Source organism: Anaeromassilibacillus sp. D41t1_190614_C2, from assembly GCF_015558525.1.
Lineage (GTDB): Bacteria > Bacillota > Clostridia > Oscillospirales > Acutalibacteraceae > Anaeromassilibacillus > Anaeromassilibacillus stercoravium.
The window spans coordinates 58464-74435 of sequence record NZ_JADMOD010000010.1; the positions used below are offsets into that span (position 1 = coordinate 58464).

Genomic DNA, 15972 nt, shown 5'->3' on the forward strand with positions numbered 1-15972 from the left:
TTTTATCCAAAAACTTGCTTGCAAGTTCGGCAAAACATCCCCTTGACTTCCATTATCCCCGTATATAAAATGAGCACGAATATTTTCTTACGAAACCATATTTGCTTTTTATGAAAGGAAATGAGGATTATGGAGAAATACAGGCATCAATTGGGACGGCGGGCGACGATGATGGTCGCTGGCATTTTATTGATCGGCATCAGCGTGGGATTGCTCCGCTTGGCTGCATTCGGGGTTGACCCGTTTTCCTGCATGAATATGGGCATCAGCGGTTTCCTGGGCATGAGCTTTGGAAACTGGCAGTTGATCGCCAATATCCTGTTGCTGATCGTGGTGTTTTTTACAGCCCGTTCATTTATTGGGTTGGGGACCGTCGTCAATATGGTATTTGTGGGGTATATTGCAGACTTTGTGTGTTGGCTGGCCCAAGACGCGGGGATGGAATCCCCCCTTGCCCTGCGCATTGCCCTATTGCTGGTTGGCATCGTCATGACCTGTGCGGGGGCGGGGATTTATATGGCTGCGGATTTGGGCATCGCCCCCTATGACGCAGCAGCCTATGTCCTTTTGAAGGCAATCAAAAACCGCATCGCCTTCCGTTGGGCGCGCATCATCACAGACTTTGTCTGCGTGGGCATCGGCACCCTCTTCTGCCTATTGGCAAACAACGAGCTCTCCGCTATTGTTGGCGTCGGCACCATCATCACCGCCTTTTTGACAGGCCCGCTGATCCAGTTCTTCCGCGTCCACGTTGCAGAGCCCTTACTTGGGCAAGAGCGGAAAGGCGTCGATTGCCCGGCTGCGATTGAAGAAAATGCATAATCATTCATTTTAAATACCAATTTTTATATATTTGCCTTCTAAATTATGGTATAATAACGGAAAAGAGCTTTGAGTCTGGAAAAGATACGGCCGCTTGAGGGCCATCCGCGCAATCCACTGCACCATTGGGGCACAGTGTATCCCGTTACATAGCCCCGTGTGCCATTTGAATCGGTCCACTTTGTGCCGCGCACTCTGGTTTTGTATGGGCGCCGTCCTGTACAGGGCTGTTTTCCGGCGTAAAACGCAGGCGGACGCCAGAATCTTTTCGCACTGGCAGAGCAACCGTCTGTGACCACCGAAAAAGGAGGCAGAATCGTGAAAAAGCAGAGCAAAGGCAAAAAGCGGATCGTCCTGTCCGGTGTTGCCGTGCTGACAACGCTGGCCCTGTTGGCGGGCGGCACCATGGCATGGTTTACGGACACAGAGCGCATCGGCGCGGACTTCCAAGCAGGCGTCCTGGACATCGAGGTGAGCACCTCCACCGACGGCCCTATTACCCAGGACATGACCTTCACCAACCTGCGCCCCATGGAGTTGGAATCCTTTGAAGCGGAACTCAATGGGACGGACTTTGAGGGTAAGGCGGCGGATGAGATTGTCAACCCCAATACGGATGGCTTTGATCCTCTCCCGGTGTATTTCCACCCGGTCACGGTGACAAACGTGGGGTCGCTGCCCGCACAGGTGCGCTTTACGATGGAGGACGCGGGCCCCTGCAACGGAACCATCGCCAATCTGGTGGACAACGGCTTTGGCGGCGTGAAACCGGGCGACCCGGCCCAGGTCGATTGCGAGGACAAGTACAACCTCAAGGACGTGCTGAAGGTCTATGTCTACGAAAATGTGGACGGCGCCTGGCAGCGCGTACCGGACGTAAACCTGAACGCCGAGAGCTGCGAAGGCTCTGAAAAATCGTATTACTTACCGTTTGATTCCACCGATCCTCTGGGCGCGGGCGCAGACACCGTGACCTATGTCATCGCGGGCTATCTGCCCGGGGCGACCACCGGAAACGCTTACCAGGCGGCGCATTACCACGGCGCATTGCAGGTAGAGGCACTCCAGGTAGATGCGCTCCAGGAGGACCAGCCGCCGGTAGATCTGCCGGAGGACGCCGTCCTGTGGGAAGGCAACGGCCACTATTACAAGGTCTTTTCCGGCCCAAATTCGGAATACCCGCAGTTGACATGGGAAGAAGCCAAGCTTGCCTGTGAGCAGCTCGGCGGACATCTGGTAACCATTACCTCCTCAGAGGAACAGGACTTTATCGAATCCCTGGACAGTACCACCTGCATCGGGGAATGGAGCGTCTGGATTGGGCTGAGCAGACCGGAAGGAACCGGCCCATGGACATGGATAACGGGCGAGCCATATGAATATACGCATTGGGCCAACACTGAACCGAGCGGTGATGGATCTTGCGTAGCTATGCGGACGAAAAACTATGGTTATGGTTGGAACGATGCCGACGCTAATACTCCATTTGCTTATGTTTGCGAGTGGGATGTTTAAGGATTTCCGTTTCGTATCTTTGTAAAAGGCAACAGAATCGAATCATTTCAACAAAGCGCCCCCGCAGGCTTTGGCCTGCGGGGGCGCTTTATTTTTACATAGAATTTCCCTGCTTCTTAGAATGGCCCCGGAAAGGATCGGGACATTCTCCCCATTTTCCAATCCATTCCCTCCCTGTTTGTTTCATGCGGCTTTCTTCCCCATCTGCGCTCTTTTTGCAAACATGTGAACTTTTCAGGAAGACCCTTTCATCCGCATAGGACACCCCTCCCCAAAAGCAAAGCGCCAGCTGGTTCCACACTCTGCATGGAACCAGCTGGCGCTTTCTTATATGGATACAAACAACGATCGTCCTATACAATAGCGGACAGCAGACCCACCCTCGCTTCAAGCCGCAAGCGCGGCGGAAACCGGGAGCCGGTCCTTTCTGTCCGGCCAACGCCCCGCCTGTTTTCCGCAGAAAACTTGGGGCCGGCCGCTATTATTAGTCGGCGTACTTGTTCTCGTTGTTCCAGGAGTACATCTTGCGGAGCTCCTTGCCGACCTCTTCGAGCTGATGGGAAGCCTCTATGCGGCGGCATGCATTGAAGTGCGCACGGCCGTTCTTGTTCTCGGCGATCCAACGGCTTGCGAAGGTGCCGTCCTGAATCTCGGAGAGGACCTTCTTCATCTCTTTCTTGGTGTCCTCGGTGATGATGCGCTTGCCAATCTCGTAGTCGCCATACTCAGCGGTGTCGGAGATGGAATAACGCATCATGGAGAAACCGCCGCTGTAGATCAGATCGACGATCAGCTTCATCTCATGGATGCACTCGAAGTATGCGTTCTCCGGCGCATAGCCCGCCTCGACCAGCGTCTCGAAGCCAGCCTTCATCAGGGCGGTCACGCCGCCGCAGAGCACGCACTGCTCGCCGAACAGGTCGGTCTCGGTCTCAATCTTGAAGGTGGTCTCCATGATGGCCGCACGCGCGCCGCCCAGGCCTGCGCCGTATGCCAGCGCGATGTCGAGGCAGTGGCCGGAAGCATCCTGATACACCGCCACGAGGCACGGCGTGCCCTTGCCCTCCTGGAACTCGCTGCGGACCGTGTGGCCCGGCGCCTTCGGAGCGATCATGAACACATCGACATCCTTCGGCGGCACGATCTGGCCGAAATGGATGTTGAAACCGTGTGCAAATGCAATGGCCTTGCCCTCGGTCAGGTACGGCTCGATGTCCTTTTTATACATATCCGCCTGGCGCTCATCCGGGATCAGGATCATGATGACGTCGGACGCCTTGGTCGCCTCCGGAACAGTCATAACGGTCAAGCCAGCCTTTTCCGCTCTCGCGCGGCTCTTGCTGCCCTCATACAGGCCAACGACGACGTCGACGCCGCTGTCCTTCAGGTTCAGCGCATGTGCATGGCCCTGGCTGCCATAACCGATAATCGCAACTTTTTTGCCCTTCAGAACGTTGATGTCGCAATCGGCTTCGTAATAGATCTTTGGCATAATACATTTCCTCCTTGCCGTTCGCCGGCAATAAATTTATTTGGCTGCCAGGGGATGGTTTCCCGGCAGAAGTTTGGAACAGGCCGGATTCGGCCTGGCAGACTATCAAACGATTAATTCCCTTTGCGGCGGGCCACGGCGGACCCCTTCTCGATTGCGAGCGCGCCCGCGCGCACAATCTCCTTGATGCCGTAGGGCTTGAGCAGGCTGATCAGCGTTTCCGTGCGCTCCACGCTGTCCGTGAATTGCAGGGTCAGGCAGTCCGTGGCAACGTCCACGATCTGCGCGTTCATGAGCTCCGCGATCTTCATAATGTCCGCGCGCTGCTGCGCGTTGCTGCTCACCTTGATGAGCGAGAGATAACAGCTATAGAACGAACCCGGCTGGAGCACGCGCACCTTGATGACCTGGATCACCTTGTTCAGCTGCTTTTCCACCTGCTCCACAATGTGCTCGTCGCCGTTGACGACGATGGTGATGCGGGAGATGGTATGGTCCTCCGTCTCGCCGACGGCGAGGCTGTCTATGTTGAATCCGCGGCGTGCAAACAGGCCGGAAACCTTATATAGCACGCCGGGCTGGTTCTCTACCAGAATCGAAATGGTATATTGCATGGCGCTCCCTCCCTATATGGACGGTATTTCCGGATCGACGCTGCACACCAGGATAAACGCCTTGTTGCTCTGCAACATATGCTGCGCCAACTCCTTGGCCTGTGCGTTGTTCTCCGCACGGGCCGCCTCGATGCCGTAGGACTCCGCAAGCTTGACGAAGTCCGGGTTGCCGTGTTCCAAGACGGTCCCAATATGGCGGCAGCCGTAGAGCCGGTCCTGGAACTCTCGCACCATGCCGAGGCGCTGGTTTTCCATAATAATAATCTTAATGTCCACGCCGTTTTGGATCAGGGTACCCAGCTCACACATGCACATCTGGAACGACCCGTCGCCGCAGACCGCCACAACCTGGCGGTGGGGCTTGGCAATCTTCGCGCCGATGGCCGCGGGCACTGAATAACCCATGGTGCCAAGGCCGCCGGAGGTCAGGAACCGCCCTTCCTTCACGTTGAAATTGCGCGCCGCCCAGATCTGGTTCTGGCCGACGTCCGCAGCTAGGATGGCGTCTTCCTTCATCATGGCGGACAGGTCGCGGATAAACACGCGCGGTTCCACGCAGTCCTCGCGCGCCTCGCCGCGCGGCGGGTACTTCGCCTTTAGGCCGAACACCCGGTCAATCCAGTCCTGCGACACGTTGTTTTCCACTTTGGCCGCCAATTCGGAGAGCACCAAACGGATATCGCCCACAATCGGGATATGGGCGGTCATATTTTTGCCGATCTCCGCCGGGTCGATGTCGATATGGATGATCTTTGCCTTCTCCGCCAGGCTCTCCGGCGCAGCGACCGCGCGGTCGCCCACCCGCGCGCCGCACAGGATGACGAGGTCCGCCTCGCTCATGGCCTTGTTGGCACTGGTGCGCCCATGGGACCCGATCATCCCCAGATAATAGGGGCTATCCATCGGCATAACGCCGATACCCATCATCGTGGCGGCCACAGGGATGCCGCTGTTGCGGGCAAACGCGATCATCTCTTCGCGCGCGCCGGCCAAGACCACGCCGCCGCCGCAGCAGATGATCGGGCGCTCCGCCTCTTTGATGGCCTGCAACGCCTTCTTGATCTGCATGGGATGCCCCTGCGTGCGGGGCTTATAGCCGATGATGTCCGCCTTGGCGGGATAGTGGAACGACTCCACCTCCTGCAATTGGATGTCCGTGGGGACGTCGATCAGCACCGGACCCGGGCGGCCCGTGGTTGCGATGTGGAACGCCTCCTTAAAGATGCGGGGCAGGTTCGCCGCATCCTTGACCAGATACGAATGCTTCGTAAAGGGCTGGCACGCGCCGGTGATGTCCGCCTCCTGGAACACATCGCGGCCCAGCAGCCAGGAGTTCACCTGGCCGGTGATCGCGATCAGGGGGATGGAATCCATATATGCCGTCGCAATGCCGGTGATCAGGTTGGTTGCGCCGGGGCCGGAGGTCGCGACGCAGACGCCGGGCTTGCCGCTCGCGCGGGCATAGCCGCTGGCCATATGCGCGGCATTCTGTTCCTGCCGCACCAAGATATGTTTGATGTCCGTTTTTGTAATATAATCATAAAATGGGCAGATCGCTGCGCCCGGATAACCGAACAAATGGGAAACGCCTTCGTTTTGCAGGCATTTCACCATGATTTCCGCTCCGCTAATCATAGGGCCACTCCTTCTCCATTAAACCGCATCCAACGCCGGTCGGTTTCCGGCGGCGGAGACCGCGTTTCTTGTCGCTTTTATTATTTAACTTATTATAGTATCGTTCCGTTTTTCCGTCAAGAGAAAGGGCGAAGGATTCTTGCTGGGAAATGCAGCGGAGAATGGAAGATGTTTCAAAAATGGAACGGTTGCAAAAGAAAAACGCAGGAGCCATCCGCGCAAAAATCCGGCCATAACAAGAAGAAGCGGCCCTCAAAGGAAGCCGCTTTGGCTTCGTTTGGGGCCGATTTTTATGCGTTATTGGAAGGAAGGCTCTTTTGCCACATCCCGTTACCCGTTCATATAGTTCTCCATCACGTCTTTGTAAAACTGCCGGTAGAGGGACGAATCCCCTGTATCGAGGTTCAGTCCTTCGTTGGTCATATTGTCCACGCCGGCCACCGACCGCGTTTTGGCGTTTATCACTGGATACCGCCCCCGATCCAGGCACAGCGGTGTGTACGTATCTTTCCACCGCTCGCTGTTTTCCGGAGGATTGTCAAAGAACATCAGGTATTCGCGCCCTACATCCGACGGCATATAGTTTCCATAATGGACCAACGTCTGTTGACCATCCTGCTCTTCCACATAATACTGCTCGGCAATCTTGATGACGTCGCCCACTTCGAAATCGCCCTTATACACTTTGGTAATTTCAAACGAGGAAACCGTTGCGCCGTAGAGAACAATCCCGGCTTCGCTTTGCAAATCTTCAGTTGCATCATCTTGAAATTTACCCTGCACGATGTACTTGGCATGGTCTTCCAGCTCTTCCAGGGAACCCGCATCGAAGAGTGTGTCTGCATAGATACTCCTCGTTTGCATTTTTTGGCTGCATGCGGAAAAAATGACCGCTGCCAAAACAAACATTGCCAAGGATGAAAGCCATGCGCGCCTGCTCACAGGAATTCCCCCTTTTCCCTTTTATCTATAATAACGATGGCTTTTTGTTTTAGGGACAATGTTAAGGAAACAAATTTAGATCGTGATGATTTTTCACGCACAATTGCAGAAGCGGCCAGAAAACATTTTACATAATCCCAAGGACGCTCCACATATAATCACGGGATTACGCAAACAAATTCATGCATACAAAACGAACCGCTGCGGAACCCTCTTCCGCAGCGGTTTGTTTTTCCTTCCGCAGGGCTTCCTGCGGAAAACATATACTCTTGTAAGTGATTGCTTCCTCTGGCGAACCCTAACCAGAGATTCACAAAAACACACGGCGTGCCTGCAAATTTTCCCACGCCTGCAAGGAAACCCCTTCCTTCGTGGTATTATAAGTGAGAGGGGTGAAGGACGTGCGCACAAACGCAGAAATTGAGCGCGTGGTGAACGAATACGCCACCATGCTGCTGCGCGTAGCATATTCCCAACTGAACAACCGGGCGGAAGCCGAGGACACCGTACAGGAGGTCCTCTTAAAATATATGGAAAAAGCACCGATCTTTCAAAGCGAGGAGCACGAAAAGGCCTGGCTGCTCCGCGTGACGGTCAACCACTGTAAAAACCACCTGGCTTCCGCATGGTTTCGAAAACGGGCGGATTTGGACGAGGGCATTCCAGCGCTGGACAACGCGGAACTTGAAGTGGTCTCCGCGGTTGCCGCCCTGCCTGCCAAATACCGCGCGGTGGTCCACTTATACTATTTCGAGGGTTATTCCACCAAAGAGATTGCAGAGATCCTGCACAGCCGGCCGAATACGGTTTCGTCCCGTCTCAGCCGTGCGCGTGCGCTGCTGGCAAAAGCCTTGAAGGAGGAAATCGTATGAAACAGGAATACCAATCCGCCTATCGTAAGTTAAACGCGGATCCAGCATTCCGCGACCGCCTGGTCCGCACCCTAGAAGAACAGCAGGAACCCCGGCGCACACGGCCGCGCTGGATGGTCCCCGTGGCATTGGCCGCCTGCCTGATTCTCCTCTTTGGCCTGGGCGTGCCCACCATAAAGCGCGTTTTACAGCCCATTGAGACGGTTTCCAGCGCGCCCACTGCCAACGAAGGGGTAATCTTAGGCAGTGACGGCCTCTACCGCGACAGTGAAATCACCAACATCCTATGCCTTTGTACGGACGACGGCGGAGATGGCAACGCCCTGATGCTCGTCTCCGTGGACCAGCGGGGCGGCGGCTTCAAGCTCAGCAGCTTCCTTCCCAGCTTGCGGGTCAAAACCTCGGATGACCGGGAACAAGCGCTTTCCGCCCTCTTCCAAACCGAAAAAAACGGGGACGAGGCGGTCTCGTTGATCCAGCAGAATTTCGGCCTAGCCGTGGATGGCTATCTCTGGATCGATGCCAGCGACATGGAAGCGGCCATCAACGCCATTGGCGGGCTGACCATGGAACTCTCCGAAGAGGAAGCCGCCTATTTTGCACTGAGCAGCTCGCAGGACAGCTTCCTAGAGGGCGGTTTTACCGCTGGGGAACACACACTGACCGGCTCGCAGGCGCTCTTTTTTACGCGGGTGCGCATGGGCACGGACTACGACCGCATGATCCGGCAGCAGAAACTGGCGGAATCCCTGCTCCGGCAGATTTGGAACGATCCCTCCAGCGCCTCTGAGTTCTTGGGGGCACTCCTGCCCAAAGTGCGGACCAACCTGAGCTTGCCGACCGCAATGGAATTTGCCTCCGAACTGGAATCTTTCCCGGGAAATTTCCTCTCCACCCACACGGTCCCCGCCGACGACCCAGACGCCGGTGGCGGCGCCACAGACGATCTCAGCGCAATGGCCCAGGAATTGATCGCCTTTGTCTATGGCAGCAATGTACAGCAGACAGGTGTGATCCGCGGTGAAGACGGCCTATACCGCGACGCCCAGATCGTCAACATCCTGCTTTGGGTCGGGGCGGAGGATTCCTCCGCGAGCAGCGTGATGCTCCTTTCATTTGATAATACCGGCCAGGCCCTCCGCCTGGTCGATTTTGCCCCGGGGCTGGCCATCCAGGTGCCGGTCTCCGGGGAACAGCCCATTGGGGAGGTCGGCGCGGAACCCGGGAGCGGCGCCCTGCTGTGTACCGCTGTGGAAGAGACGTTCGGCGTGGCAATCGACGGCTATGTGCGCGCCGGTTATCCCCAGGCGGTGGAGGCCATCGACCGGATCGGCGGGGTTCCGATGTCGGCCGCCGTGGAAATCAGCGCCGCTCTCTCCGAAACGTCCGGCGTCGATGGGGAAGTTGCCGCCGGCCCCACTGTTCTAAGCGGGGAAGAAATCTTCGCCGCCTTACAGCTTTGGGAGGGGTCCGATAGCAATATGGGCAATCACGAAGTCGTCCTGCTGACGCTGATGCAGCAAACACAGGAGTCCGAACCGGACGCACTCGCGGCGGATCTCGCGCCGCTGCTTGAGACCGACATCTCTGAAACCGACCTCTCCAGCATACTAAAGGACCTTCCGGACGCCCTTGCCACCGTGCCTGAAATCTGCCAAGTCCCCATGGATTTCACGGGACAGGCTGTGGACGGCGGCATCCTGTATGCCGACCTCCCCACATGCGCCCAGGGACTCGCCCAATTCCTCTATGACATCCAGCCGGAGGAAAAAAACAGCGCGGACGTCATTCCGGAGGAGGCCTCCTCTGTTGGGAATACCAATAGCAACCTTGCAAACGGCGGCATTGCGGTGGACGGCGGCGACGGGAGCGTCTACTACATCAACGCTGTGGACAACAACCGCATTTACCGTTGGGATTCGGTACACAATACGCAGACCGCGCTGACCGACGGCCCGTGCCTTTCCCTGAACATCCTGAACGGGGACCTGTATTTCATCAACCAGCTGGACGGCGGGATCTACTGCCTCCCGGCCAAATGGAACCTGACCATCCCCATCTCCGTTGAGAAGCAGCCCCACAGCGACTTAATCGTCACGGACGAATTCCTCTACTATATCCGCGGCGGGGAGATCTACCAGCGTGAAACGCGCCCCGTAACGGACGGTTCCAATGTTAGCGAGGAAACGTTGCTTCCACGTGTAGGCGGCAACCTGCTGGACATCCAGTGGGACGGCGGCAAGTTGTACTATTTTGTACAGGCGGACGAGAGTTCCCCGGATGGGAGCCCCAAAATCGCCATGTACCACGACGGCGGCGAGCCGGATTTCCTCTTTTCCAACGATTCGGACGCCAGCCAGCCCTATATATTGGACGGTTCCGCGCTCTACTACGCGGAAAACGGAAATATCCACCGTGCCACGCCGGACGGGGCCAACGCCGTCCTGTTCACCGTCTCCGACCTGGTGCTGTCCCAGTACCGTACACAGCCCGACGGCTCCATCATCAACGCCCCGGCCATTTTCCCCGATGTGGAATCGTTTGCTGTAGCGGACGGCACTATGTACCTCTCTACCAACCGCCGGCTCTACTGTGTAAACTTGCGGGCGCTGGAGGAAGACGCCGTTCAAGAATCGATCACCCAGGTCCTGCCCGCGACGGGCACCTTCGAGAACCTTTGCCTGACCGAAGAATCCCTTTATTTTATGAGCGATGGAGAAACCGGCGGCGTCTATTGGCAGACCTTCCGCATGCCGCTGAGCGGCGAATACGCAGAGGGGTTATAAACCCTCTGCCGCTTGGGACGCCATATAGAAACCCGCATCTTTTTTACGGCAATCGCCACATGCCGGAAGAGGTTCCCCACACCGGTGCGGCGCCACAATCGGATAGGGCCAGCATACACAAAGGCGGCATCCAAACGAGGCTCTTCCTTTGTATGCAACCGGAGCCTCTAAACCGCTGTGCAATAGGTGCCCATTCCCTTTAAAACACAGGCCACCTGGACAGCGTTGCTTTAAAAAGGGCCGCGTCCTATCAAAAAATGCTATAATGAAAGCCGCCGGGATAATCCCAGCGGCTTTTTCGATCAAAGGAGGTTTCCCATATGAAACGGACACACAAAGAAAAAATCACCAGCGTCCTCGCCCTCTGTGCCGGGGCAGGATTGTTCATATGGTTTTGCATCCCGCTTTTTTGGGGCGTATTCCATGTGGGGAACGGCGGGGGAATCCTGTTCAGCCTCTTCCTGATAGCCGGAGGCATTTGGTATGTCCCCTTGCGCAGCCGTATGGAGCAGGCAAAACATGCAAAACTCCTGCGCGTCCTGCGGCGGTCCTGCTGGGGCATCTTAGCGGTGTGCTTCGCTTGGGCAGCTTTTTTGACCGGCTGCATGCTGTGGCCCACGCCTTCGCCCTCCGGCAGCGGGACGGTTGTTATTTTAGGCTGCAAGGTGGGCAGCGCGGCGTTGCAGGCGCGCATTGACGCCGCAGCGGAATACCTGCATTCCCACCCGGATGCCGTGGCGATCGCCAGCGGGGGGCAGGGCGACGGGGAATGGATATCCGAAGCCGAGGCCATCCGCAGCGGCCTGGAACAGCATGGCATTTCTTCCGGCCGCATCTATTTGGAAGACCAGAGTACCAACACAAACGAAAACCTTGCCAATTCCCGCAGGGTCATCGAGGCGGAGGGCCTTGACCCAACCTGTATCCTGGTGACAGAACGGTACCACATGTTCCGTGCGCTGCAACTTGCACAGCAGCAGGGGATCACCGCATATGCCTTCCCTGCAAAAACGCCGTGGTATCTACTTTCCGCCAGCTATGGCAGGGAGCTTCTTGCCCTGACCAAATTCTTCCTATTCCCTTGGATGGAATAATGCGGCAGGGCCTCCCTGGCGCCTTTTCCTTGTATTTTTATGAACAATTTTATGTATAAGCGTGCGGAAATTAGGTGAAAATAATTCACCTATTGTTTCTTAAAAAAAGGACTACAATCCGCCGCATATCAATTATATATACAGTTTCTTCCCAATTTTCTGCCGCAAATTTTGCCGCATCTTGCGTCAAAACATCGACGGCGATAAACTAAATTGTGCTTTTATCCGTAGACGCTGAAAGCCTTGGAATGAACCCAGGGGATAAGCGCCCGCCCGAGGCCCTTCCGCGCGGGGCTTTCTCGCCGGTAAAAGCATAGGAATGAATCCGACTGGTGAGGAAAACATTTGGTGCCTACCTGTCTTACGGGATGTGCCTCCAAATGTTCCAGTCGGATTCTGTGTTTTATTCAATGGATCTGTGGTCCGCGTGGTTGCGATGGGCTCGTAGGGATATCGATCTACGTTTGTCTTTTAATCGATCGTTCCCGATTGGAGAGTTTGAATTCTGTGACAAGCGTATCCATCACTTCTTGTATCACAGCGCTTTGGCGCGGCGTAAGATCCTCTAAAACGATAGCCGTACGGTTGTCCAACCCAAGCAGGTAGTCGGTAGAGACCCGGTACAGCAAGGCCAGCTCTGCGAGCACATTGACAGAAGGGAGAGAAATGTTGTTTTCGTAACTGGAAATTGCAGCTCTGGTGATTCCCAGCCTTTTGGCCACCTGCGATTGCGACAAATTGTGCTTTTCCCGTAGCTGTTTCAGCCTTAGGCCAAAATCATACACTACACATCACACCCTCGATGTAATTGTAGTATATCTATGTCAATTATAATTTGCAAAATACGCAAAGAGCCGCTGCTATAAATTGACACTCATGCCAATTGATACCTTTTTAATGATGATAGAGGGAAATGGCGGTTCATGGCCGTCTGGACCGCGTCCAAGAGGCGCTGGCCCTGTCCCATGGGGGAAGCCCCCGCGCGCCTTCTGGATTTCTCCCTACCATTGCGCTCCACGGCGTTTCCTCCGCAGGTTATCCCCTCATGCGTCTGGCGCCATACGAAACACGATTTTTCCGATTACAAAAGCCGCCCCATGCGATGAACATGGGGCGGCTTCCTTCTTTATTCAATCCATCAATAGTTGACCGCGCGGCGCTCGAAATAGGCCTGCGGATGTTTACAAGCCGGGCATACCGCCGGGGCGGACTTGCCAATGTGGATATAGCCACAATTGCGGCAGACCCATATGGTCTCCTCGCCGGCCTTAAAGACAATATCCTCTTTGATGTTCTGTGCCAGCTTGCGGTAGCGCTCCTCGTGGGCCTTCTCGATGCCCGCAACCAAACGCATCTGTGCAGCCAGGGCGGTGAAGCCCTCTTCCTCCGCAATGTCCGCGAAATTCTTATACATCTCGGTCCATTCGTAGTTCTCGCCGGCCGCGGCGTCTTCCAGGTTCTCCAGGGTTGTGCCGATCCCGCCGTCGTGCAGGGCTTTGAACCACAATTCCGCGTGCTCCTTCTCGTTGCGCGCCGTCTCCTCAAAAATAGCTGCGATCTGCTCGTAGCCCTCTTTCCTGGCCTTGGACGCATAGAAGGTGTACTTATTGCGGGCCTGGGATTCCCCCGCAAATGCCGCCATCAAATTTGCTTCGGTTCTGCTTCCTTTTAATTCCATTGCTTTTTCCTCCTGTCTAAGTACCCAATATATTTCAGCCCCGTCTCGCGCGCGGGCCTGATTGCAACTGCCTTCGGGACATAGATAGTTTGCCATCTCTTACCAACTATTATACATGGATATTCCGATGGAATCAATGAAGAAATCAGTTATTTTCTGTAAAATTATCCAATTTTTTTAAGCAACGCCTGTCAATATGACAAAAATCGATTATAAAGGGAAAAACGAAGCACCTCTTTACCCCCGCTACAAATGCACGGCATCCTTCATCCCCAAAGCAATCCCCCTGCAATATACGGCCCTTGTTCCTCCGTTATTCCATAGGGAAAGCGCCCATTGAAGCTGGTAAATAGCTCCCATAGGAAGGGGTCTGCGGCCGCGCATTTCAAACGGACCATTGACCTTCTGTGCCCTTCCCTTAGAGCCTCCGCTTTAAATACTCCATATCCACACATTGCACGCCGTTCTCGAAGATCGGTTCCGGATAAAAATCCACGAAGAAGTTCTCCACCCGGTGCGAAGGGACAAACCCGAACCGCTCATAAAAGGGGAGCATTTGCACCGAAGTGCCGACATACATCGCTTCATAGCGGTCTGCGCAGACGGCAAACAGATACCGCAACATTTGCCCCGCATAGCCGCGGTTTTGCAGCGCTTCATCCGTCGCCAAATTTTTCAGCTCGCACGTGCCGGGGCCGTAGTCCGTCACTACGGCAACACAGGCAGGGGCGCCGTCCGCAAAGAGCACATACACGTCGCCGCGACCGAGATACTTGGCCACCATCTCCTCGCTGGGGTCGGCCAGCAGGAACAGCGCCATATAGTCCGCCTTATGGGACTCCTCCACTTTGACAATCTCAGTCATCCGCGCCGCCTCCGTCGTGCAAAATGGCGCGGTAAATGTCGCGCTTGGCCAGGCCGCTCTCCGCCGCGGCCTGCTTTGCCGCCTCGGACGGCGCCAGGCCCTGCTCCAGCTTTTCCTTTGCAAGGGCGACCGCCTCCTCCAAGGTATAGGCTTCGGCTGCCGGTGCGGTTGCCCCCTCGATCACCAGCACAATCTCCCCTTTAAACGGGTCGTCCTTGCTGCGCTGCACCGCCTCGGACAGGGTCGTTCGGATAACCTCCTCGTGAATCTTCGTCAACTCCCGCACGATTGCGATGCGGCGGTCTCCCCAGGCGTCCAACATGTCGCGCAGGGTGGCGTAGAGCTTGTGCGGCGCCTCGTAAAAGATCATGGTGCGGCGCTCGTCCTTGACTTCGTCCAGATGGTCCCGGCGGCTCTTTTTATTGACGCTCAAAAAGCCCTCAAAGGTAAAGCGCCCGGTCGGAAGGCCGGAGATTGCCAGCGCGGAAACCACCGCGCTGGGCCCGGGCACCACCAGCACCGGGATCCCGCGCTCCGCACACTGCGCCACCAGCAGTTCTCCGGGGTCGGAGATGGCGGGCATCCCTGCGTCCGACACCAGCGCGCAGTTTTCCCCCGCCTCCAGGCGCGCCAAAATCTTCTCTCCGTGGTCGCGCTTGTTGTGCTCAAAATAGCTGACCAACGGCTTTTTGACGCCAAAGTGGTTCAGCAGCTTCAAGGTGACGCGCGTGTCCTCTGCCGCAATGAAGTCTACGGCCTCCAGCGTCTCCACCGCGCGGGGGGAAAAATCCGAAAGGTTGCCGATCGGCGTGCCGACCACATAGAGTGTTCCCGTCATACATGCCCCTCCTTATACGAACCATAAATCTGCAACATCTCCTGGGAAAAGTGGCCTTTCCCATCCTCCACAAAGAGGACCGGCTCCACACGCAGCCCGGGGTTCCCCCCGCGCGCCGCCTGCAAAAGGAACAAAAAGGGGGCCTTGTCCGGCCGCTGCTGGACAAAGCGCAACCGTTTCGGCTCCAAACCGGCGCGCCGGAGCGCCTCCATTGCGCCGGCAAGCCGCTCCGGGCGCAGGCAGCAGCAGAACCGCCCGCCCCAGCGGAGCTGACGCGCCGCGGCCGCCGCGATCTCTGCAAAGGTGCAGGCCCCCTCATGCCGCGCAATGGAAAGGCCCTCCTGCGGATTTTTGATGCCCGTCCCCTCCGGCTTATAGGGAGGGTTGCAGGCCACCAGGTCGAGCCCGCGCGGGGGATGTAAATATTGCAAATTGTTTATATCGTTATTTATAATACAAATTGTATTTTCTAGTTGGTTTCTCTCCACAGAGCGCAGCGCCAAGGCACAGGCGTCGGCCTGTAGCTCCACCGCGTAGACCTTTCCCGGCATCGCGCCCTCGCCGGCCTGGGCTTTTGCGCACCAGAGCAGGGGGATCGTTCCACAGCCGGTGCCAAAGTCCGCACAGATCTCCCCTTTCCGCGGCGCGGAAAACCATGCGAGCAGGACCGTATCGGTGTTAAAGCGGTGCGTCGAGGAGACCAATACAGAGACCTGCGGGGAGAGGGGTTCCCAACGGGGATATGTGGTGGCCAAGGGAAGGCCCTCCTTTCCAAATACGGCGATTTCCGAGGATGTGTTCCCGCTGCGCGCCTCTTTA

The 15972-nt window shown here is 56.4% G+C and carries 14 protein-coding genes; 5 read left to right on the plus strand and 9 right to left on the minus strand.

The window, feature by feature from the left end; genetic code table 11:
• Positions 1-129: 129 nt before the first annotated feature.
• Positions 130-822 carry a YczE/YyaS/YitT family protein gene (locus tag I2G69_RS09040; RefSeq protein ID WP_191405630.1) on the plus strand — a complete coding sequence of 231 codons (693 nt, stop codon included), beginning with the start codon at positions 130-132 and terminating at the stop codon, positions 820-822.
• Between the two features lie 318 nt (positions 823-1140).
• A complete protein-coding gene (locus tag I2G69_RS09045; RefSeq protein ID WP_195560669.1) occupies positions 1141-2337 on the plus strand; it encodes a TasA family protein in 1197 nt (398 codons plus the stop codon).
• Positions 2338-2821: 484 nt separating this feature from the next.
• On the opposite strand, the gene ilvC is transcribed toward I2G69_RS09045, so the two are convergent.
• The 4 genes from ilvC to I2G69_RS09065 form a co-directional block, all read right to left on the minus strand.
• Positions 2822-3829: a ketol-acid reductoisomerase gene (gene ilvC / locus I2G69_RS09050; RefSeq protein ID WP_195560670.1), complete on the minus strand. Its 1008-nt coding sequence runs from the start codon at positions 3827-3829 to the stop codon at positions 2822-2824.
• A gap of 113 nt (positions 3830-3942) precedes the next feature.
• On the minus strand, positions 3943-4443 hold the full coding sequence (gene ilvN, locus I2G69_RS09055; RefSeq protein ID WP_087234416.1) for an acetolactate synthase small subunit: 501 nt from the start codon (positions 4441-4443) through the stop codon (positions 3943-3945).
• A gap of 12 nt (positions 4444-4455) precedes the next feature.
• On the minus strand, positions 4456-6078 hold the full coding sequence (ilvB, locus tag I2G69_RS09060; protein ID WP_191405632.1) for a biosynthetic-type acetolactate synthase large subunit: 1623 nt from the start codon (positions 6076-6078) through the stop codon (positions 4456-4458).
• A gap of 330 nt (positions 6079-6408) precedes the next feature.
• Positions 6409-7020 carry a hypothetical protein gene (locus I2G69_RS09065; protein WP_195560671.1) on the minus strand — a complete coding sequence of 204 codons (612 nt, stop codon included), beginning with the start codon at positions 7018-7020 and terminating at the stop codon, positions 6409-6411.
• A gap of 401 nt (positions 7021-7421) precedes the next feature.
• Between I2G69_RS09065 and I2G69_RS09070 the strand changes: the two genes are divergently transcribed.
• The 3 genes from I2G69_RS09070 (at position 7422) to I2G69_RS09080 (ending at position 11772) form a co-directional block, all read left to right on the plus strand.
• Positions 7422-7892 (plus strand): sigma-70 family RNA polymerase sigma factor, encoded by a 471-nt coding sequence (locus I2G69_RS09070; RefSeq protein ID WP_237967039.1) that lies wholly within the window; start codon positions 7422-7424, stop codon positions 7890-7892.
• The gene (locus I2G69_RS09075; protein ID WP_195451017.1) at positions 7889-10678 is read left to right on the plus strand and encodes an LCP family glycopolymer transferase; all 2790 of its coding nucleotides are present in this window, start codon (positions 7889-7891) and stop codon (positions 10676-10678) included. The genes I2G69_RS09070 and I2G69_RS09075 overlap by 4 nt, the downstream gene beginning before the upstream one ends.
• 320 nt (positions 10679-10998) lie before the next feature.
• Complete coding sequence (locus I2G69_RS09080) at positions 10999-11772, plus strand: YdcF family protein (protein ID WP_195560672.1); 774 nt, start codon at positions 10999-11001, stop codon at positions 11770-11772.
• Positions 11773-12230: 458 nt separating this feature from the next.
• Here I2G69_RS09080 and I2G69_RS09085 read toward each other — a convergent pair whose 3' ends face one another.
• The 5 genes from I2G69_RS09085 to I2G69_RS09105 form a co-directional block, all read right to left on the minus strand.
• Positions 12231-12557 (minus strand): helix-turn-helix domain-containing protein, encoded by a 327-nt coding sequence (locus I2G69_RS09085; protein WP_087234403.1) that lies wholly within the window; start codon positions 12555-12557, stop codon positions 12231-12233.
• Positions 12558-12910: 353 nt separating this feature from the next.
• Positions 12911-13450 carry a rubrerythrin gene (gene rbr, locus I2G69_RS09090; protein ID WP_087234401.1) on the minus strand — a complete coding sequence of 180 codons (540 nt, stop codon included), beginning with the start codon at positions 13448-13450 and terminating at the stop codon, positions 12911-12913.
• 418 nt (positions 13451-13868) lie between these two features.
• A complete protein-coding gene (locus tag I2G69_RS09095) occupies positions 13869-14315 on the minus strand; it encodes a GNAT family N-acetyltransferase (RefSeq protein WP_191448704.1) in 447 nt (148 codons plus the stop codon).
• Positions 14308-15153 carry a 16S rRNA (cytidine(1402)-2'-O)-methyltransferase gene (rsmI, locus tag I2G69_RS09100; protein WP_191448705.1) on the minus strand — a complete coding sequence of 282 codons (846 nt, stop codon included), beginning with the start codon at positions 15151-15153 and terminating at the stop codon, positions 14308-14310. The genes I2G69_RS09095 and rsmI overlap by 8 nt, the downstream gene beginning before the upstream one ends.
• A complete protein-coding gene (locus I2G69_RS09105; RefSeq protein WP_087234518.1) occupies positions 15150-15908 on the minus strand; it encodes a tRNA1(Val) (adenine(37)-N6)-methyltransferase in 759 nt (252 codons plus the stop codon). The genes rsmI and I2G69_RS09105 overlap by 4 nt, the downstream gene beginning before the upstream one ends.
• Positions 15909-15972 lie beyond the last annotated feature (64 nt).

Excerpts from the sequence above, each read along its gene's own strand:
- I2G69_RS09040 (WP_191405630.1), top strand. The coding sequence starts at position 130 with ATGGAGAAATACAGGCATCAATTGGGACGGCGGGCGACGATGATGGTC.
- rbr (WP_087234401.1), bottom strand. The coding sequence starts at position 13,450 with ATGGAATTAAAAGGAAGCAGAACCGAAGCAAATTTGATGGCGGCATTT.
- ilvN (WP_087234416.1), bottom strand. The coding sequence starts at position 4,443 with ATGCAATATACCATTTCGATTCTGGTAGAGAACCAGCCCGGCGTGCTA.
- ilvC (WP_195560670.1), bottom strand. The coding sequence starts at position 3,829 with ATGCCAAAGATCTATTACGAAGCCGATTGCGACATCAACGTTCTGAAG.
- I2G69_RS09095 (WP_191448704.1), bottom strand. The coding sequence starts at position 14,315 with ATGACTGAGATTGTCAAAGTGGAGGAGTCCCATAAGGCGGACTATATG.
- rsmI (WP_191448705.1), bottom strand. The coding sequence starts at position 15,153 with ATGACGGGAACACTCTATGTGGTCGGCACGCCGATCGGCAACCTTTCG.
- I2G69_RS09080 (WP_195560672.1), top strand. The coding sequence starts at position 10,999 with ATGAAACGGACACACAAAGAAAAAATCACCAGCGTCCTCGCCCTCTGT.
- ilvB (WP_191405632.1), bottom strand. The coding sequence starts at position 6,078 with ATGATTAGCGGAGCGGAAATCATGGTGAAATGCCTGCAAAACGAAGGC.
- I2G69_RS09075 (WP_195451017.1), top strand. The coding sequence starts at position 7,889 with ATGAAACAGGAATACCAATCCGCCTATCGTAAGTTAAACGCGGATCCA.